The organism is Pseudomonadales bacterium (genome assembly GCA_024234435.1).
In the GTDB taxonomy this organism is placed as follows: domain Bacteria; phylum Pseudomonadota; class Gammaproteobacteria; order Pseudomonadales; family Porticoccaceae; genus JACKOF01.
This window is the reverse complement of record JACKOF010000001.1, coordinates 1,816,136-1,840,810: the sequence shown is the minus strand read 5'-3', so window position 1 is coordinate 1,840,810 and position 24,675 is coordinate 1,816,136. Positions and strand designations below refer to the sequence as shown.

The window sequence follows — 24,675 nt, the reverse complement described above, 5'->3', positions numbered from 1 at the left end:
AACAAAAACAGAGATTAATTCGTGGATATTAATAACAATAAAAGTGATTACGGCGTGTGGAAATTTCTCGCCTGGTGTGGACCCGCTTGCCTGGTTATCTTTTTAGGCTCGTGGGGGATTCTGGCACAAAACTTTCCCCCGGTGGGCGCGGACCTTTCCCCTTTAGAGATTGCTGCTCACTATCGCAATAACAATATGGCACTGGTGACAGGCTTGTCTATTGCCATTCTTGCGTGGGGTTTTTATTACGCCTGGGGGGCCGCAATTGCCCAGGTTATTCGTCGTGTAGATGGCCCCGACAGCATTCTCGCGAACCTGGAGGCAATGGGGGCAACTATCACAGCGGTATGCCCGCTGATCGCCTGTGCGATCTGGGTCACTATTGCTGTCGAGGCTTCTATCTTGGCCCCAGAAACCATTCACGCCATGTATTTTATGGGCTGGGTGTTTATCGACATGACTTACATCGTCACCAGCTTTCAGTTGCTTGCAGTCAGTATTGCGTTTTTACGTGATTCGCGTGAAAGGCCACTGATACCAGCCTGGGCTTGCTGGTGGGGATTTTTTACCTGTGTGTCCTGGTTCCCTCTGAGCCTGATCTCTTTCTTTAAAACAGGGCCTTTTGCTTTTCACGGGTTATTTAATTTTTGGGTTGCCTTCGGTACCTACTTTAGTTGGAGCTGTTTGATGTCAATTTTCATCATCAAGGCGGTGAGCCGTTTACAGCGAGAAGAGGCGGCATTGGTTGCCCAGTAATATTTTGAATTTTGATGTATCGACAGAATCAGTGGATGCTGTTGGTAAACCTCAGCGAGTAGCTGGAAGCAGGAGAGAATAATGAAAGTTGCTGTGATTGGTAGTGGTGCAGCGGGTTGTTCCGCGGCGTATACGCTGAGAAAACATGGGCACGAAGTCCATCTTTTTGAAGCTTCGGACTCCATTGGCGGGCGTACCAAGCAAGTTAATAAAGAGGGGTTTAACCTTCCCAGTGGGGCTCTTTTCTTGATGGAAGGGTTGTACCCGCGAGCGTCAGGTTTGATTGAAGAAATGGGGCATAGTCAAGATTTGATTCCCTGGGCTGGAGACACCCAACTGGTGGATAAGGATGACTCCCGTTACCCCGTAAACCTGGTGAAAATGCCGAGTTATCTGTCAATTCCAGTTCTCAGCTTTGGTGACAAGGTACGCCTCGCTGTAGCCGGTGTTCGTATATTGCTTACGCCTGGGCCCAAAAACCCATTCGACGGGGGGCAGCTGGGGCAGTATGACAAAGGGGAGAATATGGAGGACTGGTCTCGTAAAAATCTGGGAGACCGCGCGTACGACTACATTATAAACCCAATGATGAATTTTCTGACCGCTGCACCTTCTCGTGAACTGGCTACCGGTTTCCCCTTATCGATGATGAAAAAAGCGTTGTCGATGAAGCTCTCGGTGCCACCCGGTGGTATGGGGCAAATCAGCGACTGGTTTATCGAAAAAAGCCCCGGGGTTGAGATTCATTTTTCTTCAACGGTTGAAAAGGTCGAAGCTAATGGTAGTGGATACCAGGTTTTCGCCAACGATGTTTCGCATGACGTCGATGCTGTGATCGTTGCGACCGAGGCATTTACGGCGGCTGAAATTTTAAAATCTTGTGTTCCTGATTCGGCGGTTCAACGGTTACTCAACGTTCCCTACGGCAAGTATGCAACGGTGTCGATTGGGTACCAAAATAACCCCTGGCCAGATTTTCCCGCAGATCTGGTGCTTCCTGTGGGTGATGACCTGAATATTAACTGCTTGCTCTTGAACAGTCGGCGTCAGCCAGGCTCTGTTCCGGAGGGAGGCGAGTTGGCTACGGTGATATTTAACGTAGCAGGGCTTCCCGCCTTAAGCGATGAGGACATCAAACGAGAAGCGCTTGAAGCCGTTACCCAGGTGTTTGGCGCGGCACCTGAGCCATTATTTGTGCATTTGTTCTGCTATGAGCGCGGCGTGAGTATCCCCGGTCCAGGCCTCAGTGGTTCATTGGACGGCTTGCATCAAGAGTTACCCAAAGGTATTTGTGTGGCGGGGGATTATTTTGCCAGTGCCAGTGTTGAAACTGCCGTCTCTACAGGGGAAACCGCGGCCTTGAAATTACATAACAGTCTAGCTTGAACCGTGCTGATTAACGGCGTTACCCGGCGCCATTGAGTGGCTTGTGGTGATGGCTTTTCGGTGTGCCTGTATAACAATAATGCGTTTTAACTGATTGAGTGAGGGGTGATTAATTTGAGTAGTGAATTACGTGATTCTCCAACACAAGCGTGGGTTGATGAATTGCGCTTGCGATATCCTGTTGAAAGAACCGTGGACGATGCTTTGAGTCGGAAACTTTCCCGTCGACTGGATCCGGCAATGACGGCAACAGATATTGTTGATCTCCAGCAAAGACTGGAAGCCTTTCTGCCGAAGCGAGTGACGGGTGAATTTGCGATTCGTAACTTGGCTCCCCTCACTGGTGGCGCATCGAAAGAACAGTTTTCGTTTGAAATGGACTGGACTTGCGAGGGCGAAAAGCGCGTCGCAGAACGCATGGTTTTACGCAGAGAGCCTGCAGAATCAGTGGTTGAAACGGATAGATTACGTGAATTCCAGCTGTTTGCCGCGGTGAAAGATATCGTTCCTGTTCCAGCTACCTATTGGCTGGACCCAACTGGAGAGGAACTGCTCAGGCCGTCCATGATCTGCGGTTTTGTCTCCGGTGTTCAAAAACCGGCGGCCAGTTCAAAAAATGTGACGGGCGTTGGTATTCAGTTTGATAAAGAACATCGTGATGCCATTGGACCACAGGTTATTGAGTACCTGGCCCGCATTCACAATTTTACGGGCGAGGGTAAAGATCTATCGGCATTTGATATGCCTGCACAAGATACAACCCAAGATGTCGACTGGCAGATTAACTGGTGGGCCAGGGTGTGGGAGGAAGACCGGCAAGAAGCGGTTCCTCTGATTACAGCGGCGGAACACTGGTTGCGCGCTAATCGAAAACCGTTGGATGTGGTGTCTCTGGTTCATTCAGATTACCGCACTGGCAATTACCTGTTTGATCCTGACAGCAAAGAAATTACAGCGGTACTAGATTGGGAGCTGGGATATTTTGGTGATCGCCACTATGACCTTGCCTGGTTGTTATTACCTGCATTTGTCACACCCGGAGAGGGTGGTGAGCCTTTGTATGGCTCAATTTTTAATCGGCAACAGTTCATTTCAGATTATCAAAAAGCCAGTGGGCTGATAGTGGATGAAGATCGGTTGCGCTATTACACAGTTTTTGCCTTGTGGAAGGGATCAATCATGATTTTGGGGTCTGCTCTGCGGGCAGCGAAAGGTCTGAAGACGCATCAGGATATTCTTATGACCTGGTTTGGAGGTTTGGGTTACCCCTTTCTGGAAGCTCTTCGTCAGGCATTAACAGATGCGTCTAATCCAAAACAATGAGACCTGTTGGTACGCCAGCTCTTATTGTCGAGCGGGTAAGTACAAATGCTAACAGTTTGTTTTATTTATTAAATAATTGAGGAAAGCTCATGCGCCCAAGTTTTGACCTTCGCCTGCAAACCATGATGAAGGCAATGACGGAAGTGGTTCTTCCCGCAGTTGACCCCGATAACAGTGCCGCCGTTGAGCAGGCGAATCTGGTTATTGGTTCGCTTAATCTGTTAACCGAGCAGGTTGAGTATGCCCACTGGTTTGCTGTTGCCGATATTTATTCTCATGTCGAACTGTTGAACCAGTTGATAGACCTTAGCGGGCTGGAATTGGAAGTAGAGCAGAAACAGGCTGTCAATGAAGCCAGAAAAACCGCAGAGCGGTGGAACGTCACGTTGACTGAAGTGGAGAGTTGCGGGCAACAAGTGCGTGATTTTGCTTCTGAATTGATTGAGAAAATCGCGTCTCTGCAAGATAAGGCATTGTTAGAGAAAACCACCGAGATAGTTTTGCAGCATAGCTTGCCGCAGGTTTCGCGAGAGCGAGCTTTTGTGGCGAAAACCAACTTTGATGTGAATCCGGACACTCTGATGAGCCTCAAAGATGCGATGAAAAAATATTCCCCAGAGCCCTGTTAACAGAATTGATACCACTTGCTCGATAAGAATTGGAGAGGAACATGTTTGACCACGTAAAACTGTCACGCCCTGATCTGGCCGTGGAGCCGCGACATGATGGCCGTCATCAGCTCAGGCCAGGCTCAATGGATCGTGAATCCATTCCGTACACAATAACCCTGCCGGAAGAAAAAATTGCGTTTTTTACCTATACCTGGGTGGATCAGGCGCACCAGGCGGGAGCTGCAGTGATTATTTTCGGGGCGGGAGTAGGGCCTGAACCCATCGTTGCAAAATTGCCTAATCGCCCCGTGTCACCGGATATGGATTTTTCCGATTGGAAGATTGAAAAATTTACCATGAAGCAAGACCTAAAGTTCGGTAAGGCTGAGGTCTACTGGGAAAGCGATGAGGCAACTATTGACTTTACTTACGAAGGGTTTCATCCGCCGTACTCCTATGCCTCGAACAAAAAGGGGTGCCCTTCCTATTGTGCTCATGATCGTATTGAACAAAGTGGCAGGGCTAAAGGGACATTGACGCTAGGCGATCGTGTGATTCCCTTTGATACCACGAGCCATCGCGACCACAGTTGGGGCACCAGAGACTGGGCTGCATTTATGAACTACCGCTGGTTTCACGCGCAGGTTGGAGATGATATTTCTGTTCATTTCTGGCATCTGCATGCGATGGGGCGAACGGATTTGTATGGCTATATCTATAAAGACGGGCAGATGGCCGAAATCTCTGATCTTAAAGTTGACTGGCAGGGGGATGATCAATTTCGGCATACCTCTGCACAGATGGTACTCACCGATGAACTTGGTCGAGAGGTTAACGTTACCGCCGAGTTTTTCGCTCACTTCCCTTATGAGCCTGACCCGGTGATAACGTTGATGGAAGGCGCTGCTCGCGCCTGGATAGATGGCCAAGAGGGTGTCGGATGGATGGAAATGGGATGGCAAACAGAATATTTACGCCACATTGTTGAGCAAAGCCCGAACTACTAGAAACAAAGATTTAAATAATATTGTTAATAGGTGTATTTTATTGAAGGTTTAAATTTTTCGGTATATACCGTTTTTATAGATAGTTAAAACAGTTTTTGTGTGATTTTGTTGATATATTGTTAATAGCTATACTTAAATGGGTGTATTGCTCAAAGCAGTTGGTCATCCGAAAGAGAGTTTGTTTGTGAACATGAGCGGCCTTCGCTGAAGTCGTCGCTCATCAATAACTGGCAAGAGTGGGGTTATAAAATGCTTAATCGTTATGTGGTGATGAGGTCTGTCTCCCCCTTTACGATGTCCCAGCAGATAAAAAAGTGCGTTGGCAAGCATAGTATAAGGCTGGTAGGTGATGAAGGGCCGGGGGATTCTTACCTGAAGCATTTGCCCAACAAAAAAATGTCCTTCAGTGTTATTAAGTATGGCTCTGACGTGGAGGTTTGTGGTCCAGCCCAAAAAAGTAATTATCAGATTCAGCTCGTGCTTAAGGGTAATTGCAGTATTGATCATGGTGGTGAATCGATTGACCTGGGTGCCGGGGACGCAGCGATTATTAACCCTTTGAGTGAGAGTTCTCTGGTTTATAAGAACGCGTGTGAAAAATTGATTATTACCCTGGATTCTGATTTTGTGCAGGCACGGCTTGCTCAGGAGACGGGAATGCGGCTGAAAAAGCCGATCAATTTTGATGTCAGGGTTGAGAAAGAAAATGACAATGGTTATTTGATTGACTTGATAAAGTTTTACGGCAAGCTGGCGGACAAGCAGAAAGGGAGTGCAAATTTTTGCCATGTCAGTGACGTTATGATGGACTCTGTTGTAAGTGCATTGCTGAAGTTTCACTCCAGCAACTATGATTACTTACTGCAAAACAATTCTTCAATGTTACCCACACAGTTAAAAAACGCACTTGAATATATTGACCATCATCTGCTGGAAGATATTAGTATTGACGATATTCTTGATCGGGCTCTGATTGGCGAAAGGCTTTTGTATAAGTATTTTCACGATCACCTGAAGACCACACCGCAGGCTTATATAAAATCTTTGCGTCTGCACAAAATCCGGAATGAGCTGATATCCGGAGACCCTAACAGCACCAGAGTTACAGACTTGGCTTTGAGTTTTGGATTTAGCCATCTTGGCAGATTCTCAAAACAGTACCGTGACGTATTCGGTGAGTTGCCCTCAGAAACACTAAGAAAACGTAGTTCGTAAAAAACAATATTGGTTCATTTTTTGGATGTTCTTGTCATGGCGATAGGCGTCTTTTTACGCGATTTGCTTTTGGGTTTAGTTATCAATTTAGTTTTATTCTCTTCTTTATCTAATAAACAGATCGGGTAACTTTTTGGCTGCCAGCGCTTTGGTATATTAAATAGTGTCATTAATTACTAAAAATTCTATTTGTTATATTTTTTCGCAGATTATATTGCGCTCATCTTTATCTTAAGTGGGAAAACCGTTTATTCGTTCACTATATGGACATTTGCAGCAGTTGGATCATTGATTTTCAATATTTATATCTCCTGTTTCTGAAGTAATATTCTTATTATCTTGCTAATAATATTACTGTTTTTTTAACAACCGATATTTTTATGTGATTTCTTTATTGATTCTTAATACTTCACCTGTGCCGTTTAATGCTATTTGGGCGAGTTGCTTCAATTGTTCATTTTTTTAAAGTTTGATTGGTTAGGCGTTAATTCTGTATTTAGTGCACCTATTGACATATATTTTTTATTGCTGTTATATGCGCATTAATTGCAGTTTGTAAGATTGCAGGCTGCCGTATTTTTAATAACTAGAATAATGTTTTTATAGAGAGGGTTTGAGATGGGATACGCTGCAAAAAAATCTTTCAAAGAATTCAAGAAAAAGCCATTAGTCGCTGCATCGGTTTTAATGCCAATACTCATGTTTGGCTCGACTGTTACGCACGCTGCGTTAGAGGAAATCATTGTTACGGCAAACAAGCGAGCCGAAAGTGCCAATGATATTGGTCTGTCGATTTCAGCAGTTTCGGGTGAAAAGCTGGCTGAGCAAAAGCTGACGTCGCTGGAGGAAATAACTACAGCGGTTCCGGGCTTGGTGTTTGCGACCAGTCAGCAGGGGACTCCCATCCTGACGCTGCGTGGCGTCGGGTTTAACGAAAGCTCTCTCGGTGTGTATCCGGCAACGAGTCTGTATGTTGATGAAATTCCCTTGCCGTTTCCGGCGATGGCGGCTCACAGCGCTTACGATTTAGAGCGGGCTGAAGTGTTGAAAGGTCCACAGGGTGTGCTGTTTGGGCAGAACTCAACGGGTGGCGCTATTAACTTTATTGCTGCCAAGCCAACAGAAGAGTTTTCCTACGGTGGCGATGTGAGTTATGGCAGTTATAACAAAGTCGAAGTGAATGGCTTTGTGAGTGGTGCGTTGAGTGATACGGTTAGTGGTCGACTTGCTTTTCAAACGGCTCACGCAGATGAGTGGCAGGACAGCCTCACCAGTAATGAAGAAAACGGTAAGGAAGATTACACGGCGATGCGGATGGCGTTGCGATTTGAGCCCAGTGATACTGCTGAAATCAACGTCAATATTAATGGCTGGACAGATAAGTCAGATCCTCAGGCTTTGCAGTACGTCGCGGCGACACCCAAGCGCTTTGATCAGGCTCCGGGACAGGCTGCGGCGCTGTTTGCCCTGCCTTTAACCAAAAAAGATGCTGAATCTGCCGATTGGTCCGATATTGATGAGCCTTCCGGCGATAAAGAATTTATGCAGTATTCCGTTCGTGGAGACTTTGAATTAAATGACAGCATGACTCTCACTGCATTAGCTGCCTACAGTGATTACGAGCAAGAGCAATCTGTTGATGGTGATGGCCATAATCTGGTTTCCGCTGGTTATATTTTTAACAAGGGTGATGTTGATTCAACTTTCTTGGAAGTTCGTCTGTCGGGAGATGAAGATTCCTTCCGTTGGGTTGTGGGTGCCAACTATGAAGACAGCAGTACCTCTGAAGATCAGCTGTTGCAGCTTAATGACAACACAACGACTCGCCCGCAAACTCTTTTTGTCCATAGAACTGGCTCATTGTTAGAGCAGGAAATAGAGTCTTACGCTTTCTTTGGAAACATAGAATATGATTTGGCGGAAGATTTAACGCTCAAGGTGGGTGCGCGATACACGGATACTGAAATAGAAGCGGATGTTTGTAACTGGGCGCCAGAAAATGCGGATGGTTTTGGTCCGGGCAGTAACACAGCTACGCTATTTAACGCGTTGCCTGCGATCTCTGCGGGTATTCTTGGTGTTCCCGTGCCAGCGTTTGATCCTATCGGGGTTAATGATTGCTTTACGTTGAATGCTGCGCCTCTTGAGCTGGGTGTTCCAGGTTTCCCATATCAGGATACGCTTGCTGAGGATAATGTTTCCTGGCGGTTGGGGCTTGATTTCCAAGCGACGGAAGACGCGCTGGTTTACGCGAATATTTCCCAGGGTTATAAAGCGGGTAGTTTTCCAAATATTCCCGGGAACGACTTCAGCCAGCAGCAGCCTGTTACCGAAGAGTCCGTTTTGGCTTACGAGCTCGGTTTTAAGGCAACGATGGCTGATGGCTCAGTGCAGTGGAACGGGGCAATATTCCACTACGATTACGAAGACAAGCAGGTGAGGGGTAAGGTTGATATTGCCTTGTTTGGCCCGTTGGATCGTCTGGTGAATATCCCTGAGTCCACGATTACCGGCGTTGAAACAGATATTGTGGCGCAGCTAACGGATGAGTTGACGCTGACGGCCTCTGTGACTTACCTCAACTCTGAGGTTGATAAATACCCAATGACGCTGAACGGCGTGCCTTATGCCTTCGATGCGTATGGAGTTAACCGGGATTTGTCTGGCGAGGATCTACCTTTTACGCCTGAATTAAGCTATAGCCTTGATCTGGATTACAGAACTTCGCTAGAGCAAGGCGGTACCTTGTTTATGGGGGTGAATGTCGTTGGGCAGTCTGATTCTGATGCCGTATTTGACGGAGATGATCTGACTATCGAGGGCACTATTCCTCGTGGGGTGCCTGCTGTTACAGGTGTTGATGCCGGATTTCATAAATCGATTACTGACAATTACTTTGTGATTGAGGATTACTTTACGGTAGGTGCCAGAATAGGTTATGAGTCGGATGATGGCCATCTCAGGGTAATGTTATGGGGTAAGAATATCACCGATGAGTATTACTGGAATTCAGTTATCGCCTCTTCTGAAGGTGCTGGACGATCGGCTGGCCGGCCACGAACCTACGGCATAACGGTCGGCTATAAATACTAGTTTTAGTGCGTTAGCTTGTTCTGCAAAAGAGGCCGTTTCCGGCCTCTTTTTGGTTGTGGGTTTTGTGTGTTTTCAGGTCTTGCAGGTTGCTGGTTGTTGTTGGTTTGTTTGCGGACTGCTTCATTAGTGTCTTTTGTTACAAAAAAATTCTTTTTATATCTCCTATTTAATTTTATTGTTGGTTTTTTGTTATTTTAATAAGGTTTTTATGTGTTTTTTCAATTGACATATTAGTATCCCACATTACAATAATCTTAATATTTTGATTGATGTTGTTTTTTTGAGGTTCTTGGTACCGGCAGGCTTGCCGGTCGCTTTTTGTAGGGGGGAGGCGTTGTGTGGCGATTTGATGAAATTAAAACCTTGCTCGACATCCCGCGTTATTGGGCGCGGGTATCTCCGGATAAAGTGGCGATTCGCGATGGGCGGTCAGCTGTTACCTACAGTGAGTTGGAGCGAAATTCCAATCGTATAGCTAACCGCATCGTTGAGTGTGGTATTCAGCCGGGTGCCAGGATCGGTTATGTCGGCAGAAACAGTATTGAGTTTTTTGAGATATGGTTTGGGGCCTGTAAAGCCGGTTGTGCTATCGCGCCTTTTAACTGGCGCTGCGCCGTACCAGAGCTTGTCGATATGGTTGATGATGCCGGTACACCTCTGGTTTTCTCTGAAGACGTTTATTCAACGCCCAAAATGCTCGAGGTGAAGGATAAATCGGCAGCTGCTTTTGAGCTTGTGAGTTTTAATGCTGAGAGTTGTTCTGATAAAGATCTGCGCTCTATCCACTGGTTGGGTGGTTGGGCCAATCATGTCGGCGATCACAATCCTGGCATCAAGGTGCATTCTGATGATGTGGCGTTGCTGGTTTATACCTCAGGTACCACGGGTAAGCCAAAGGGCGCCCAGTACGACCATCAGGCATTCAACTACTCTTTTCTCTGCATGTCCCTGGAGCCGGAAATGGGCTGGAACCCTGATGATGTGGGTTTGATGGCTGTGCCGAATTTTCATTTGGGTGGTAACTGGGTTCTATTGCCTGCGCTTTATCACGGCGCAACTATCCGAACTATTCCTGCGTTTGACCCGGAAGCTGTTTTGGACGCAATCGAAAGAGATAGCGCCACTATTTTGCCATTGGTTCCAACCGCATTGCAGATGTTGGTTGAGCACCCCAAAGCGGCGACTACTAATTTCAGTTCTTTGCAGCGGGTTATTTATTTTGGGTCGCCTATTAGCGCTGATGTGATGAAGAAGGCTGTTGGCACGTTAGGGTGCAAGCTGAATCAGTTGTATGGCAATACGGAAACCTGGTTTGTCACGCTACTTGGTCATGAAGATCACCTTGCGGAGCAATCTTCGCGATTAGCCTCCTGCGGTAAAGCCTTGCCGTTGATCGATGTAAAGATTTGCGACGAAGAAGGGAAGGAGCTTCCTGTTGGCGAGGTGGGAGAGCTTTGTATCCGAACGCCCACGATCAATATGGGGTATTTGAATAAGCCGGAGGCTACCGCCAAGGCTTTTCACGATGGCTGGTATCGGAGTGGTGATCTTGCCAGGCTCGATTCTGAAGGCTTTATCTTTCTGGTCGACAGGGCCAAGGACATGATCGTGAGCGGTGGAGAAAACATCTACTCCGTCGAAGTTGAGAGGGTGTTGAATTTGCACCCGGAAGTTTCGCTGGCAGCGGTGATTGGTATTCCAGACGAGAAGTGGGGCGAAAAAGTGACAGCTTTTATTGTGCGGGCCCGTGAATCCGATGTTGCGGATGAGCAGTTTGGCTTGGAATTGATTGAGCATTGTCGACAGTACCTCGCCGGTTACAAGGTTCCCAAAGAAATTATGATTCAGGATTCTCTGCCGCTAAATCCGACTGGAAAAATTCAAAAAAATGTACTTCGTGAACCTTACTGGGGTTCCGTTAACCGCTACATCAGGTAAATCAATCTGATTATATTGAGGAAAAAATATGCCGTATAACTCTGTATTTAAAGACGATTCATTTAAAGGGAAAACCATTGTAGTTACAGGAGGTGGCAGTGGTATTGGTCGTTGCACAGCCCACGAGTTGTCTTCCCTTGGTGCTGAAATAGCATTGGTTGGCAGGAAGCAGGAAAAGCTTGATCAGGTGGCAGCGGAGATCGCTGAAGACGGCGGTGTTGCCAGTACCTGGTCTTGTGATATTCGCGACGAAGAAACGGTGATTAAAACTGTCGACGGTATTCTGGCAAAGCATGGGCGCATTGATGCTTTGGTCAATAACGCGGGTGGTCAGTACCGGGCAAAAATGAACACTATTACTACCAAGGGCTTTGAGGCCGTAGTGCGTAATAACCTGACCGGCGGATTTATTTTTATGCGAGAGGTTTACAACCGCTGGATGATCGATCATGGCGGTAGCATCGTCAATATTATTGCTGATATCTGGAATGGCTGGCCCTACTTTTCGCATTCTGCCGCGGCGCGAGGTGGCATGCATACACTCACTGAATGTGCGGCTACGGAGTGGGCTGAATCTGGTGTAAGGGTCAACTCTGTCGCGCCAGGCTCTATCGCATCAAGTGGTTTGGATACTTACGATGAAAAAGATCGCGAATTTATCCGCACTGAAATAGCCGGAGAAATTCCATTGAGGCGTTTTGGGACGGAATCAGAGGTCGCTTCGGTGATCACTTTTTTATTGTCTCCTGGAGCCAGTTTTGTGACCGGTTCCTGTTTTCGCGTAGACGGCGGTGCGCCCAATGCCCGCCGGGGCTGGTGGGAAATACAGCCGTCTAAAAATAACGAGCCTTACCATGGGTTTCATCGTAATCAATCACCAGACATCCTCTCGGATATCGATTTTAGTAAATGATTTGGATCGCCAATTATTTTGTTCACTTAACTTTTAAAAGGATCAAGCAAGCATGACTGACGACATTTTGTACGAGAAAAAAGGCCCTGTGGCTTATGTCACCCTTAACCGCCCGGAAAAGAAAAACGCCATTACCATCGACATGCATCACCGCCTGTGTGAAATCTGGACGGATTTTCGCGATGACCCTGAATTGCGAGTAGCACTATTAAGAAGTTCGAGTGATTTCTTTTGTGCTGGCGCTGATCTGGAAACGCATGCGCCAGAATGGCAGAACGTTGGCCCGATGGTTGGGCGCAATCGCATTGATGATGGTCTGTGTGGTATTACTCGCGGACCACTGGCGCGTTTTTACAAGCCGATCGTGGTGGCCATTGATGGCTGGTGTGTGGGGCATGCCGTCGAGTTGGTGATGGCTTGTGATATTCGTATCGCTACAGACCGTGCTCAGTTCGGCACCTTTGAAATTCGTCGGGGCATGCATTGCGCTGATGGCGGTATCGTCAACATGCTCAATACCTGCGGCGTTGGCCCAACGCTGGAGATGCTGTTGACCGGAGAAGCGTTCGATGCCCAGAAAGCCTACAACGTGAATATGGTGTCTCAGGTGGTAGCACCAGAAGACCTTGAAGCAACTGCAGAGAAAGTTGTCGCTCAAATTTTGCGTTGCGATCAGGCTGCGATTGAGTCGGCTAAAGAAACTGTATTCGAATGTATTGGCAGACCTTATTATGACCAGCTTCGCGTAGAAGCTATGTGGGGTTATGCATTGTGTGGCGGTAGCGAAAATTTCCGTCAACTTCGCGAGCAATTTTTGAATCGAGAGGATAAAGGGCGTGTTGGCACAACCGAGAATCCTCTTTAACTAGCAAGTTGAAAGCCTTCAGTAGAAGGCATCAACTTAAGAAATTAAGGATTTTATGATGACCGACAACCTGCAAATTCCTACTGGCTTTTCCCCGATGAAACTTGAGAAAGGTTTCAATCAGCAATTTGGACAGATGTACTCCAAAGAGGATGAGGGGGGGCTAATTCTGGCTTTTCGGGTTGGCGATCATCATTTGAATCCGGTTGGCACTCTACACGGCGGTGCTATCGCTACCTTTGCTGATTTTCAAGTGATTCCGGCGTCCCGATTAGCTGGAGTGGACACTCATTCACCAACCATCACGCTGACCACCGATTATCTTGCTCCCGGAAAAGAGGGGGATTGGGTTGAGCTGCATGTCCGTCTGCAAAAAAGGACGGGCACCATGCTGTTCACTGCCGGAGAAATGTGGGTGGAAGGGAACATAATTGCCCGTACTACGGGTATTTATCGTGTGATGGCGAGGGCGTAACAGCCGGTGTATCCATTTTGACAAGTGGTCATTGACTCGCAAGTCGGTGGGGCGACCAGCCAATAGTAAGTGCTATTTATTTGAGTGCAGGTTAGAAAAATACATCACCGTCATCAGAGCCGGGTTTTCTGATCAGGCGCATAGGTGCGGTGTAGCATTTCAAGTCCCCTGAGGAGGTTAGTTCAATGATTGCCGAATTTAAATCAACGGCTTCAGCACCAGAAGTAGTGGACCCTTATTCCGTTCCTATCGAACAGATTGATGTCAGCGACCCACGCTTGTCTGAAGATGAAAAATGGAAACTGTATTTCAAACGACTGCGGGAAGAAGCGCCGGTCCATTACATTAAGGACAGTCCTTATGGGCCGTTCTGGTCTGTTACCAAATATCAGGACTTGATGGATGTTGAGGCGCAGCCAGAAATATTCTCATCCTCATGGAAATATGGTGGCATTACCATTCTCGACATGCAGGACCTGAATGTTAAGTTCCAGATGTTTATTGCCATGGACGAACCTGAGCATTCGCAACAGCGTCTCACTGTTGCGCCTGCGGTAGGGCCGCAAGAGCTGAGAAAGCATGCAACGCTGATTCGGGAGAGAACCAGCGGTTTGTTGGACAGCTTGCCGGAAAATGAACCCTTTGACTGGGTTGAAAAGGTTTCGAAAGAGCTGACCACTCGCATGTTGGCCACACTTTTTGATTTTCCTTGGGAAGATCGGAATTTGCTTCCTTTATGGTCTGATTGGGTGACCGCTGTGGACGCAGGGGCAGACCCTAAGCTCAATGCGGAAAGGGAGAAAAATCTGTTTGAAATGGCCGCTTACTTCAAGAAGCTGTTTGATGAGCGGAAGAGCGCTCCACCCAAGAATGACTTGTTGTCAATCATGGCACATTCAGAACATCTTGCCGATATGGATGAGCAGAACTTTCTTGGCAATATTGCGTTGCTTGTTGCCGGGGGCAGTGATACCACGCGCAACTCCATGACGGGCTTTGTTCAGCAGATTAATAAATTCCCAGAAGAGTGGAAAAAAATCAAAGCTGATCATTCGCTGATACCTACCGCCGTTACAGAAACTATTCGCCTGCAATCACCACTTGCTCATCAGCGTCGAACGGTTGTGCAGGATGTCGAGTTTAAAGGCCAGAAAATGCGCAAGGGAGACAAAGTTGTTATTTGGCATCGATCCGCAAATCGTGACGAAGAGGTGTTTCCCGATGCCGACAAGTTCGATGTGAATCGAGCTAATTCGCGCCGACATTTGGCATTTGGGTACGGGATACACCGGTGCCTGGGCTCGCGGCTTGGTGAGTTGCAATTGACCATTTTGATTGAGGAGATCCTGAAGCGGAAGATGGAGATTAAAAAGGTTGCGCCGCCGGAAAGAGTGTTGTCATGTTTTGCAGACGGTTATCACCATCAAATGGTTACCATAACCAAGGGGTGAGCTCATGGATACTAATTATAAATCCTATTTATGCCTGAATTGTGGTCTTGTCTATCACGAAGAAGATGGCTGGCCAGATGAAGGTCTTCCGCCCGGTACACGGTGGGGAGATGTTCCCGATGACTGGATATGTCCGCAGTGCGGGTCTGGAAAAATTGATTTTGAAATGGTTGAAATCTAACGGTTGAAGGCTTGATGATTGAAAGTTGATTTTTATATAGTACACAAGTAAACTATATGTGATTTATTTTTATTCTTCCTATCACGCAGAAACTCGTTTATAAATGCGGGTTAATTTTTCAGGTGGCTATGAAAAGGGAATAACCATGCGTGGTATAGAGCGAATAAGAACCGTTGATCGAACGACAAAACCCCTGCGAAAGGCGTTGCCGGTGTTGCCGGTTGCAGAAACAGTTTTGATTCGCTTAATTAGGATTGGAGCTTATGGGCTGGAAGATTATTTCCTGAATATTTTCAGGGATTTGGGGTTGACCGAAAAATCTTATCATGTGCTTTGCGTGCTGGTTGCGAGCAAAAAACGACAGGCATACCCAAGCGAACTCAGTGAATTGATAGGAACGAGCCGCGCCAATATGACAAAAGTATTGGCGGCTTTGGAGCGAGACGGGTTTGTATTGCGTGAAGGTGGCAAAACGGATGCCCGTCGTAGTCTTATAAAAATTACCCAGCGTGGAGTGAATGCAGTAAATAAAATTACGCCTTCAATTGCCGGGCCGGTAGGGAACGCATTTTCTGGTTTGAGTGATGAAGAAAAATCTACGTTGGATGATTTATTGAGGAAGCTGATTGTGTCCTTCGATGAGGCTAAATATAGCGCCGATTTGAATTTTTAATTTACCTGAAATAAAGCGGAGTGTTCATGAATAATAATGCGGTTTTGCGGCACGATTTAATCAGTGCTTGGTGTGGGCCAGGGTTTCTGATTACTTTTGTCTTTTTTTGGGGAATTTTGGGGCACAATATTCCTAACCCTTCACCAGCTTTGACGCCAGAAGCATTGTCTGCCCGCTATGCTGAAAACCTTGGCTCTATTCGTGCGGGTTTTATCCTTTCCTTGATTTCAGTCGTTTTGTATTTGCCGTGGACGTCCTTGCTGACTTCGCAGATGGCGCGCATCGAGGGTCGCTTCCCAACAATGGCTTACCTGCAATTATTGGGCGGTGGTCTGACCGTGATGGTGGTGTCTTTCAGTGCTTTCTTCTGGGTTGCTGCCGCATTCCGGCCAGATCAGTCCCCGGAAACAACGAGAATGCTGACGGATCTTGGTTGGCTCTGTATTGACCTCCAATACGCTTGTACCACCTTACAGATGATTGCTGCTGCTTTGGTAGGGTTGTCTGACCGCCGCCCCCAAATACTGTTCCCGCGGTGGGTGTGTTACCTCACTATCTGGTGTGGTCTGAGCTTTATACCTGCCAGTTTGACTGGTGTTGTTAAAACCGGGCCTTTTGCATGGGATGGCCTATTGAGTTATTACATACCTTACGCTTGTTGGTTGGGGTGGTTCGGTATTGCCAGTTTCTATATGATCAAAGAGGTTAAACGACGAGCTGAGCATGGTGAGCAAGCGGAAGCCGTCGTTGCTTGATTCTTTGATATCTCAGGCTTCTGGTTCGGAAGCCTGAGTTTTTTTCTCGCTTCAATACAGATAAAACTGCATGAGTAATTCTGCCGGATATATCAGTCCTGTTTCTTCCAGTGTGGGCACGCCCGGCACTCACGTGCCAGGTAAGAGTGCGCTGGAAAACGGCATGCTTATTTTTGTGTTGGCTGATATGTCGATGTTCGGTATGTTTTTTATTGTGTATTGCTTCGAAAGGTCTGCCAATTTTGCAGTTTTTCAGGCCTCCCAATTGCAGCTGAATCAGACATTGGGAATGATCAATACGCTGGTGCTACTGGTCAGTTCCTGGTTGGTGGTGATGGCAACCAAAGCTTTTCGCCATCAGGCACCCCGTGCAGCCGCCTCCTGCATGGGTTTGGCGTTATTGTGTGGGTTTGTTTTTATTGCAAACAAATTTTATGAGTATTCTGAAAAGATCGGTGATGGCATAACGTTGCTCACCAACGACTTTTTTATGTTTTATTACATTCTCACCGGAATACACATGCTCCATGTGATTGGCGGGATGATTGTTCTTCTTGTGTTTACGATTAAGCTGGCCGGTCAAAAGTGGAGTAGCCTTACTCATGCAACGTTAGAGGGTGGGGCTGCTTATTGGCACATGGTTGACCTTTTGTGGGTTGTGATTTTTCCTCTAATCTATTTTTTAACCTGATGGATAAGATACTTTTTAATCGGTCTTCGATTGTTGCGGTGCTGCTGTTATTCGCGACGGTCGCTGCCTGGTTGATTTTTGAGCAATACGCTGGAAATTTTTACGCGTCCGTCATCATTATCCTGATTGCCCTCATCAAGGTGCGTGCGATTTTGTACACATTCATGGAGCTTTCGTGTCAACTGCTCATATGGAGAGTGGTGTTCAATGTCTGGTTGCTTATTGTTGGCGTAGCACTGGTTACTGGATCCTACAGCTCTTTTTACGGATAGCAATCACTGTTGTGAAAGGAGGTGTTTTTCTGGATGGCGAAGGAATCCCCTGCTTTTTTCTAAGAAAATGATGGGCGGTTTTTAATCGAATGAATGTATCTGCTTTGACCCGATATATACTTGTTTGTGTGTATCAAGTATGATTGGCGCTGAATATTTACCGATGAGCACGGCTTCTATTCACTTGCTGTTAGTTTGTTGAACAGACATGGCAGGTTGTTGCGAGCAGATAGAGAATAAGTAGGAGTCGACTCTGTTTTTTCGGGGTAAGAAATGGCATGCAACTAACCTTTGCGGTTCCACTACAAGTTGCAGAAGCGTAGCTTTTCCGCCCCGTGATCCGGATACAGTGCATCTGATGGTATCTCTGTGTCACCCTGTTCAGGAGAGAGGCAATGACGAACCCGTACGAAACGCTGAAGATCGATCGCCCAGCTAAAGAGATTGCGGTAGTGACGCTCAATCGTCCTGAGCGATTTAATGCCATGACAATGACGATGTTTGACGAGCTGGAGGCGTACCCTAAAGAGCTAAATAAGGATGATGATCTTCGTGCAGTTATTCTCACCGGTGCGGGCAACTATTTTTGCGCGGGTTTCGACCTGCAGGAAATCGATGAGATGTTTGAAATGGATGTCCGCGCATTTCTGACTTTTCAGGAAAAGGCTGTGGCGAGCATGATGGCGATGAGAACGATGCGGGTACCAGTGATCGCCGCGGTTAACGGTGCTGCTGCAGGGGGAGGGTTTGCTATTGCCTTGCACGCAGATATTCGCCTGGCTTCACCGAGAGCGGTCTTTAACGCTGCGTATGTAAAAATCGGGCTATCCTGCGGGGAAATGGGGACTTCCTGGCTTCTGCCCCGCATGGTCGGTATTTCAAGGTCTGCAGAAATTCTCTATACCGCCCGCAATGTGGGTGCAGAGGAAGCTGAACGGATAGGTCTGGTGAGTCATGTCTATCCGCAGGAGGCACTGCTGGATGAGGCTATGGCGATGGCCGAGGTCATTGCTCAAAACTCTCCGGGTGGTATTCAGCTATCCAAACGTGCGATGCAGGCCAGTCTGGAGTCGGCATCGATGGCCGCCGCTATCGAGATGGAAAACCGCGGGCAGGCCCTGTTGAGTCGCGGCAGTGATTTTCGTGAAGGTATTGCGGCCGTCAGGGAAAAAAGGGCAGCCTGCTATTCGGGAACATAGGGAGACTTCGAAAGCATGATTAATGACTTGGGTAAACAAAATACTTACGACTTGTTGCATTGGGAGAATGATTGATGTCAGTTTGGGACTGGGATGATGAAACCCGTTCACGGCTAGCGGATTTTTTGGCGCAAAAAGGTATTACCAAAGGCCAGTTAACCACGAAAGCCATTGGTGACGGGCATTCAAATCTGACGTTTCTGGTGACGGATGAAACCGGTTACCAGGTGGTTGTGCGGCGGCCACCACCGCCACCTACACCGCCCGGTGCTCACGATATGCTGCGGGAAGCCCGTCTGATCACAGCGATCGGAAAGACGCCGGTTCCGGTCGCGAAATGTCTGGCAACAGCCGAGGCAGGTGAAGTGCTGGATGTGCATTTTTATGTTATGAGTTTTGCTTCTGGACCCGTAGTGACCACGAAAACACCGGCACCGCTGGATACGCCGGAAGTGCGTCGCGAGATTGGCTTTTCGCTGATTGATACTCTGGCTGATCTGCATGAAGTGGATTGGAAAGCGTTAGGGTTGTCGGATATGGGTAGGCCCGAGGGGTTTAATGCCCGCCACAGGAAAAATATGGCGCGTCTGGTGGCCCATGAAAATGGCCAGCCACCATTGCATTTTCAGGCTGTTGATGCATGGCTGGCTGAACACGTACCGCCTGAATCGGGTGCGACGGTTATCCATAATGATTTTCGCATTGGCAATGTGGTTCTCGACGCTGAAAATCGGGGCGCGATAGAAGCTGTACTTGACTGGGAATTGGCAACCCTCGGTGATCCTCTACTTGATCTGGGCTATTTTCTGATCAGTATTCCCCGATCCAGAGAGGGGCTTACCCCGGCAGAGGAACTAGGCACAGCCATGCTTGAGGAAGGCTTTCCGACCCGGGAAGAACTGGCTGCGCATTATGTTGCCAGAACAGGTGCCGACATCAGTAATCTGCATTGGTATGAGACATTGGTGCTCTGGAAACTGGCGGTACTCTATGAATACGGTCGTCGCCGAGCGGTAAAAGGAGTAGGAGACCCCTATTTCAAGGACCAGAAAATGGTTCAGTCATTTCTCGAAGCCGCTCACAAAACTGCCGGGCTGCCACCACCACCCGCGCCTGAAATAAATGAGGAAAAACCATGAGCGACCATAACGAAGATTTCCATGATGAAATACTGCCCTCAGACACCGTGGGCAAGGAAGCACGTTTTTTTGACCGCTTTATGTTCAATATGCACCCGGCAGATAGCAACGCTCCTTCTGTTATCACCGGGTTCGGGCACTACCCCGGCCGCAACGTAGCGGATGGCTACGCTATCGTCAGCCTGCCTCAGGAACAGCGCAATGTGCGGTTTTCAACCGAACTCACAGCGACTGAGGGTGACGGTGCAGGCCCGTTGCGTTTTGAATGCCTTGAGCCCAATAAGGCCTGGCACCTGACATTGGGGCCGAACCCTACGGGGATGGAATACGATGTCGTGTGGCGTGCCAGAACACCCTATTGGCTGGACGTGGTGGAGGTTGAAAATGACGGCGACACTCCGACCAACTTTGAGCACCTTGTCCAGTCCGGCCGTTATGAAGGAACGCTGACCATTGACGGGGAGACACGTTCTGTCAACGGTTGGTATGGACAGCGGGATCGCTCCCGCGGAGTGCGTACCATGAGTGGTGGGCAGGGTTTACACATCTGGTACCAGGCCCAGTTTGCTGATCGTTCCGTTGGTTTCCTGCTGGTGGAAACCCGCACTGGTGAGCGTATGCTTCTGGACGGTGCTGTGATGCCAGAGGAAGGTCCACTGGATGATATTGTAGATGTGCGCCACAACCTGGTATTCAATGAACTGGATCTGGTGTCAGGAACCATTGAGGTCACCACAGAATCTGGCCAGGTTTACACCATCGAAGCTGATGCCTCTGCAGGGGGCGGCTATATGGCCGGTGCCGGTTACGGTGGTCACCACGGCAAAGTGCGTGGCAGAGATTATATGGAGCACGATGTTTATCCTTTTGACGGCTCTGTTAACCAGCGCACTGTGGATACTTCGCTGACTGATCGCCTCACACGTTTTACCTGGGATGGCAACGTCGGTTATGGCATCTTCGAATTCGCTCTAAGTCGGAGCTCCTCTTATAGCTATAAGCCGACACTTTTATAAGTCAGGCATAAGTTAGGTATAAGTCAGGTAGTTTTACGCCTAATATTTAGAAAGTCTGGGGCATGAGCCTTCCGGGAGTTAGCGAGATGAGTCAGGTGTGGTTAATTACCGGTGGAAACCGGGGGTTGGGAGCCGCGATTGCCCATGCTGCAATCAAAGCCGGTCATCATGTGGCGATTACCGCACGGAACCCCGAGAGCGCTGAAAATCACGTCAGTGTCGAGGGTGAGCAGTTGGTAGTGCTGCGCGCGGACGTTACTTCCGTGGAGGAAATGCAATCAGCGGTAGATGCCACTGTTGCAGCATTCGGCAGGATAGATGTTCTGGTGAATAATGCTGGTTATGGGCAACTGGGTAATTTTGAAGAGGTTTCCCAGCAGGGTGTAGAGCAACAATTCGCAACGAACGTCTTTGGCACCATGCATGTTACCCGGGCAGTGCTGCCGGTCATGCGGCGCCAGCGTAGTGGCCGTATTTTTAACATTTCTTCCATGGCAGGCTATCGGGGGTTTGGTGGTGGAGCGATCTACGGAGCTTCAAAATTTGCTGTAGAAGGGCTTTCAGAAGCGCTGGCAGAGGAAGTCAAAGACTTTGGTATACAGGTCACGATTGTTGAGCCAGGGTATTTCCGAACAGACTTTCTGGACAGCAGTTCAATGAAGATGGGCAGTATTGAAATCGACGACTATCAAGAGTTGTCTGCTGCCAGGCAAAAAGCGCGGCAAAGTTACAATCACCAACAGCAGGGCGATCCGGATAAACTGGCTGCGGCCCTCGTATTTCTGGCGGCGCAGCCGGAACCGCCATTGCATTTTGCGGTGGGTGACGATGCGATCCAGGCTATCGAGGAGAAAAATGCCCGGGTACAGCAGGATATAGATCGCTGGCGAACCCTGTCGGTTGAAACGAAATATACCGAGTCCTGAATTTTTGGGTGACAGTTTTTAGGCAGACAGTATTTTCAGGAACCGCAACGATTTTAGGTGAGAAAGAGCTCTTCCGGTTAATGTTTCCTCGCCCCGTCAGTGGGGCTTTCAAAGCATGCCTGATAAAACTTTGAGAGATTCACCCGAATGGTTGGCTGGTTCTTGTTTCCTGTTAAGCGTTCAGTGATAGGCGTTACTTGCCCGGATTGGCGACGCGGCCCTTGAATTTCCCGTTGGGGCGTATAGCGCGGTATGCAGGAACCACATTCTCCAGTTCATCGGGTCTTACCCCGTGCATAATGACGCCATCCGCGCCATTGTCGAATTGATCAACGATCCTTTTGGCAATATTCGCGGGGCTGCCGATTCCTGCCGCTGCGACCCATTCATCCGGAATGAGCTCGGCGACATGTTCCAGCTCGGCTTTTGTCGTTGCCAGATCATCCAGCCACCGTCCCAGGTTGGCAACAAGCTTGTCATTTTTGAATTTCTTGAGTACTTCCGGGTCCCACCGATTGGTTTTAACCAGAATGTCGCCGTAGAGTTGTAGATAAGTGCCCATTCGGGCCACGACTTTCAGTAGCTGCTGATCGTGGGTCAGGTTGTCGTTGACGATAGACAATATGGACCAGATTCTTAGCTTGTCCGGATCTCTGCCCGCTTTTTCAGCGCCCTGACGAGCCAGTTTAACCACACGCGCCAGTGTTTCATCGGTAAAAAAGGTGTGTAATACGATGCCGTCCATAATGCCCCCGGCCCATTCGATCACCTTTTCGCCAATAGCGACGCTCATGATGGGTACTTCGTCATTTACCTCGCCGAGCAAATGCATTTTTTTGTAGCTTCCCGCCGGGCCTTCGTGATCAAGGATGGTTTCGCCTCGGGTAAGTCGGCGAATAAGATCAACGTAATCGGTGGTTCTTTCCATCGTGTTAGGCTTTAATCCCCAGTCCTTCATCAGGTTGGGAATGCCGCTACCTAAACCGAGCGCAAACCGGCCCTTGCTGAGGCGATTCATTGTTACGCAAAATGACGCGGTTGCCATGGGGTTGCGCGTATTGGCGTTGGTGGCTGCGGTGGCTATACCTGAAGTAGTTGTGCTAGCTGCAAGCGCGCCACAGACAGAGCAGCCTTCTTTGAAATTAAAGCGTTCAGAAAGAAAGTTAACGCCTATTCCCAGCCGTTCAGCATTGGCTGAATCAGTGACGCAGTCCAGAGGGTTTTCAGAGTTACCTGCCAATGTGTAATAGCCAAGCTCATTCAGTTGTTCCATCGGTTCGAAACCTCTCTTTGGTGCCAGTGGCGTTGTTTAGAAATTTGCAGAAGACAGTTGTCGGCGTTTAACGGAAGCGCGCAATTCATTCCAGATCACCTCCTCAAGCAGACGCGCTTCAGCGCTATCAGTTTGCTCTGCGCGCGCATGAATGTCTGTCAGTAAATCGCGAAGCTGATGATTGCTCTGCTCCAGGTGGCTGATGCGCAAATCCGTGTCTTTTTCACAGGCTTTTGTTTTCAGGTTGTCATCATTGAATACCTCAGCTGCTTGCTGGAGTATCTCGCGAATGGCGGTATTTTCTTCAACCAGGCGACTGGCAGCGCGATCCCATTCCTCCGAGATCATCTCCAGCATTTGGCTCATCATAGAAGCCGTTGCCGCCTCAAAGCCGGTCAATTGCGGGGCGATTTGATTCGCCAGGCGGTCGCCCAGTTCGCGGGCTACGGGAGTGATACTCGGCTTCATAATTGCTCCATTAATTCAAGAATGGCTTTGTCTTGAGCGTTGCGCAGCCACCATGCGGCGTAGCACTGGATGACGTCGCGATTCGTACCTTCCTGCCATACTTTAGCGGCAGAGCTCCATAAGGCCTGGGCTTTTACGCAGGTAAAAATCTCCCACCAGCGCAGTGCTTCGGGGTCAACAGCAATGCCGCTCGCTTTTTGCCATATATCAAGAGCAACGGCTTTGGGAGCGAGTCCGCTTCTATTGTCATCCCGCCCAAAACAGAAGGTGCGATTGAGACTCCATGCCAAATCTTCCAGCGGATCGCCGATATGGGACATTTCCCAGTCGAGAATCGCCTGAATGTCGCCGTTGTCGTCATAAAGAAAATTGCCCGCGCGAAAATCACCGTGAACCATCGACAACTTGCTTGACTCGGGCAATTTCCGCCGGAGAAACCGGATAGCCGCTTGGGTAATGGGTTCCGCGTCAACATGATTCTGGTCCAGCTTGTCTGCCCAGTAGTTCAGCTCTAGCTCTGCTGTTGTTTGCCGGGTGCTGGGGCGCATAAAACCAAGTTCAAGTATGTCGATATCGATGGCCGCCAGTTGCCCCATGCGCGCCCAGAACTGCTCGGCGATGTGTGGTAACCGGTTTTTCCATTCGGGGGTTTGCAACTGGTATTCACTGTTGTGAAATCCACGGAGGTCTTCTGCGATCGAAATAGCGCCATCAAAATGGCTGGAATCCTCCTCCAGCAGAATCATTTTGGGAACAGGGATGCCATGCCCGTAAATGGCGCGGTAGCTTTCATATTCGTGTCTGCGGTCACTGTCGACAAGGCTCGCCGGAGGGTCTCGGCGCAAAATCAGTTTTTCTGTTTGAGTATGCCCATTTTCGTCACAGTAGTTTACGTCGAAGCGGTAGGTCTCCCGGGACGCTCCCAGCGGCAACCTGTGGAGGTTTGCTATCTCCGCTTTTTTCCACTGTGATATGTGGGTGGTGAGAAAATTAGTTAGCTGTAATTTTGTTATGGGTTTCAAAGGAAACCCCCCATATGTTTTGATTAG

At 48.4% G+C, this 24,675-nt stretch carries 24 protein-coding genes; 21 read left to right on the top strand and 3 right to left on the bottom strand.

Going from position 1 to position 24,675, the window contains the following annotated elements:
• Positions 1-21: 21 nt before the first annotated feature.
• The 21 genes from H7A02_08480 (at position 22) to H7A02_08380 (ending at position 21,885) form a co-directional block, all read left to right on the top strand.
• Positions 22-756, top strand: coding sequence for a hypothetical protein (locus H7A02_08480; protein ID MCP5172285.1), 735 nt, complete (start codon positions 22-24; stop codon positions 754-756).
• A gap of 81 nt (positions 757-837) precedes the next feature.
• On the top strand, positions 838-2,142 hold the full coding sequence (locus H7A02_08475; protein MCP5172284.1) for an FAD-dependent oxidoreductase: 1,305 nt from the start codon (positions 838-840) through the stop codon (positions 2,140-2,142).
• Positions 2,143-2,256: 114 nt separating this feature from the next.
• A complete protein-coding gene (locus H7A02_08470; protein MCP5172283.1) occupies positions 2,257-3,465 on the top strand; it encodes a phosphotransferase family protein in 1,209 nt (402 codons plus the stop codon).
• 89 nt (positions 3,466-3,554) lie between these two features.
• Positions 3,555-4,094, top strand: coding sequence for a hypothetical protein (locus tag H7A02_08465; protein MCP5172282.1), 540 nt, complete (start codon positions 3,555-3,557; stop codon positions 4,092-4,094).
• 41 nt (positions 4,095-4,135) lie between these two features.
• Positions 4,136-5,083: a hypothetical protein gene (locus H7A02_08460; GenBank protein ID MCP5172281.1), complete on the top strand. Its 948-nt coding sequence runs from the start codon at positions 4,136-4,138 to the stop codon at positions 5,081-5,083.
• 249 nt (positions 5,084-5,332) lie between these two features.
• Positions 5,333-6,298, top strand: coding sequence for an AraC family transcriptional regulator (locus H7A02_08455; protein ID MCP5172280.1), 966 nt, complete (start codon positions 5,333-5,335; stop codon positions 6,296-6,298).
• A gap of 618 nt (positions 6,299-6,916) precedes the next feature.
• Positions 6,917-9,391, top strand: coding sequence for a TonB-dependent receptor (locus H7A02_08450; protein MCP5172279.1), 2,475 nt, complete (start codon positions 6,917-6,919; stop codon positions 9,389-9,391).
• Between the two features lie 336 nt (positions 9,392-9,727).
• Positions 9,728-11,329, top strand: coding sequence for an AMP-binding protein (locus H7A02_08445; GenBank protein ID MCP5172278.1), 1,602 nt, complete (start codon positions 9,728-9,730; stop codon positions 11,327-11,329).
• Between the two features lie 28 nt (positions 11,330-11,357).
• Positions 11,358-12,242: an SDR family oxidoreductase gene (locus H7A02_08440; protein MCP5172277.1), complete on the top strand. Its 885-nt coding sequence runs from the start codon at positions 11,358-11,360 to the stop codon at positions 12,240-12,242.
• 52 nt (positions 12,243-12,294) lie between these two features.
• Entirely contained in the window at positions 12,295-13,107 is an 813-nt protein-coding gene (locus H7A02_08435) for an enoyl-CoA hydratase/isomerase family protein (protein MCP5172276.1), read from the top strand.
• 55 nt (positions 13,108-13,162) lie between these two features.
• A complete protein-coding gene (locus tag H7A02_08430; GenBank protein ID MCP5172275.1) occupies positions 13,163-13,582 on the top strand; it encodes a PaaI family thioesterase in 420 nt (139 codons plus the stop codon).
• 185 nt (positions 13,583-13,767) lie between these two features.
• The gene (locus H7A02_08425) at positions 13,768-15,033 is read left to right on the top strand and encodes a cytochrome P450 (protein MCP5172274.1); all 1,266 of its coding nucleotides are present in this window, start codon (positions 13,768-13,770) and stop codon (positions 15,031-15,033) included.
• Between the two features lie 4 nt (positions 15,034-15,037).
• The gene (locus H7A02_08420) at positions 15,038-15,214 is read left to right on the top strand and encodes a rubredoxin (GenBank protein MCP5172273.1); all 177 of its coding nucleotides are present in this window, start codon (positions 15,038-15,040) and stop codon (positions 15,212-15,214) included.
• 103 nt (positions 15,215-15,317) lie between these two features.
• Positions 15,318-15,887, top strand: a complete 570-nt coding sequence (locus H7A02_08415; GenBank protein MCP5172272.1) for a MarR family transcriptional regulator — start codon at positions 15,318-15,320, stop codon at positions 15,885-15,887.
• A 26-nt stretch (positions 15,888-15,913) separates the two neighbouring features.
• Entirely contained in the window at positions 15,914-16,642 is a 729-nt protein-coding gene (locus tag H7A02_08410) for a hypothetical protein (GenBank protein MCP5172271.1), read from the top strand.
• 70 nt (positions 16,643-16,712) lie between these two features.
• Entirely contained in the window at positions 16,713-17,333 is a 621-nt protein-coding gene (locus H7A02_08405; protein ID MCP5172270.1) for a cytochrome c oxidase subunit 3, read from the top strand.
• The gene (locus tag H7A02_08400; GenBank protein ID MCP5172269.1) at positions 17,333-17,605 is read left to right on the top strand and encodes a cytochrome C oxidase subunit IV family protein; all 273 of its coding nucleotides are present in this window, start codon (positions 17,333-17,335) and stop codon (positions 17,603-17,605) included. The genes H7A02_08405 and H7A02_08400 overlap by 1 nt, the downstream gene beginning before the upstream one ends.
• A gap of 395 nt (positions 17,606-18,000) precedes the next feature.
• The gene (locus tag H7A02_08395; protein ID MCP5172268.1) at positions 18,001-18,804 is read left to right on the top strand and encodes an enoyl-CoA hydratase/isomerase family protein; all 804 of its coding nucleotides are present in this window, start codon (positions 18,001-18,003) and stop codon (positions 18,802-18,804) included.
• Positions 18,805-18,878: 74 nt separating this feature from the next.
• Positions 18,879-19,943, top strand: a complete 1,065-nt coding sequence (locus H7A02_08390; GenBank protein ID MCP5172267.1) for a phosphotransferase family protein — start codon at positions 18,879-18,881, stop codon at positions 19,941-19,943.
• Between the two features lie 29 nt (positions 19,944-19,972).
• Positions 19,973-20,959 (top strand): hypothetical protein, encoded by a 987-nt coding sequence (locus tag H7A02_08385; GenBank protein MCP5172266.1) that lies wholly within the window; start codon positions 19,973-19,975, stop codon positions 20,957-20,959.
• 86 nt (positions 20,960-21,045) lie between these two features.
• Entirely contained in the window at positions 21,046-21,885 is an 840-nt protein-coding gene (locus H7A02_08380) for an SDR family NAD(P)-dependent oxidoreductase (protein ID MCP5172265.1), read from the top strand.
• A 193-nt stretch (positions 21,886-22,078) separates the two neighbouring features.
• Here H7A02_08380 and H7A02_08375 read toward each other — a convergent pair whose 3' ends face one another.
• From H7A02_08375 to H7A02_08365, 3 genes are read right to left on the bottom strand one after another with little or no spacing between them, the layout of a single operon-like run.
• A complete protein-coding gene (locus tag H7A02_08375; protein ID MCP5172264.1) occupies positions 22,079-23,158 on the bottom strand; it encodes a TIGR03857 family LLM class F420-dependent oxidoreductase in 1,080 nt (359 codons plus the stop codon).
• 36 nt (positions 23,159-23,194) lie between these two features.
• Complete coding sequence (locus tag H7A02_08370; GenBank protein ID MCP5172263.1) at positions 23,195-23,626, bottom strand: hypothetical protein; 432 nt, start codon at positions 23,624-23,626, stop codon at positions 23,195-23,197.
• The gene (locus H7A02_08365) at positions 23,623-24,648 is read right to left on the bottom strand and encodes a phosphotransferase family protein (protein MCP5172262.1); all 1,026 of its coding nucleotides are present in this window, start codon (positions 24,646-24,648) and stop codon (positions 23,623-23,625) included. The genes H7A02_08370 and H7A02_08365 overlap by 4 nt, the downstream gene beginning before the upstream one ends.
• Positions 24,649-24,675: the final 27 nt, after the last annotated feature.

Bases quoted from the DNA above. Each gene is read 5' to 3' on its own strand.
- H7A02_08475 (MCP5172284.1), top strand. From the start codon at position 838: ATGAAAGTTGCTGTGATTGGTAGTGGTGCAGCGGGTTGTTCCGCGGCG.
- H7A02_08465 (MCP5172282.1), top strand. From the start codon at position 3,555: ATGCGCCCAAGTTTTGACCTTCGCCTGCAAACCATGATGAAGGCAATG.
- H7A02_08460 (MCP5172281.1), top strand. From the start codon at position 4,136: ATGTTTGACCACGTAAAACTGTCACGCCCTGATCTGGCCGTGGAGCCG.
- H7A02_08455 (MCP5172280.1), top strand. From the start codon at position 5,333: ATGCTTAATCGTTATGTGGTGATGAGGTCTGTCTCCCCCTTTACGATG.
- H7A02_08450 (MCP5172279.1), top strand. From the start codon at position 6,917: ATGGGATACGCTGCAAAAAAATCTTTCAAAGAATTCAAGAAAAAGCCA.
- H7A02_08440 (MCP5172277.1), top strand. From the start codon at position 11,358: ATGCCGTATAACTCTGTATTTAAAGACGATTCATTTAAAGGGAAAACC.
- H7A02_08435 (MCP5172276.1), top strand. From the start codon at position 12,295: ATGACTGACGACATTTTGTACGAGAAAAAAGGCCCTGTGGCTTATGTC.
- H7A02_08430 (MCP5172275.1), top strand. From the start codon at position 13,163: ATGATGACCGACAACCTGCAAATTCCTACTGGCTTTTCCCCGATGAAA.
- H7A02_08425 (MCP5172274.1), top strand. From the start codon at position 13,768: ATGATTGCCGAATTTAAATCAACGGCTTCAGCACCAGAAGTAGTGGAC.
- H7A02_08420 (MCP5172273.1), top strand. From the start codon at position 15,038: ATGGATACTAATTATAAATCCTATTTATGCCTGAATTGTGGTCTTGTC.
- H7A02_08415 (MCP5172272.1), top strand. From the start codon at position 15,318: ATGCGGGTTAATTTTTCAGGTGGCTATGAAAAGGGAATAACCATGCGT.
- H7A02_08410 (MCP5172271.1), top strand. From the start codon at position 15,914: ATGAATAATAATGCGGTTTTGCGGCACGATTTAATCAGTGCTTGGTGT.
- H7A02_08405 (MCP5172270.1), top strand. From the start codon at position 16,713: ATGAGTAATTCTGCCGGATATATCAGTCCTGTTTCTTCCAGTGTGGGC.
- H7A02_08400 (MCP5172269.1), top strand. From the start codon at position 17,333: ATGGATAAGATACTTTTTAATCGGTCTTCGATTGTTGCGGTGCTGCTG.
- H7A02_08395 (MCP5172268.1), top strand. From the start codon at position 18,001: ATGACGAACCCGTACGAAACGCTGAAGATCGATCGCCCAGCTAAAGAG.
- H7A02_08390 (MCP5172267.1), top strand. From the start codon at position 18,879: ATGTCAGTTTGGGACTGGGATGATGAAACCCGTTCACGGCTAGCGGAT.
- H7A02_08380 (MCP5172265.1), top strand. From the start codon at position 21,046: ATGAGTCAGGTGTGGTTAATTACCGGTGGAAACCGGGGGTTGGGAGCC.
- H7A02_08375 (MCP5172264.1), bottom strand. From the start codon at position 23,158: ATGGAACAACTGAATGAGCTTGGCTATTACACATTGGCAGGTAACTCT.
- H7A02_08370 (MCP5172263.1), bottom strand. From the start codon at position 23,626: ATGAAGCCGAGTATCACTCCCGTAGCCCGCGAACTGGGCGACCGCCTG.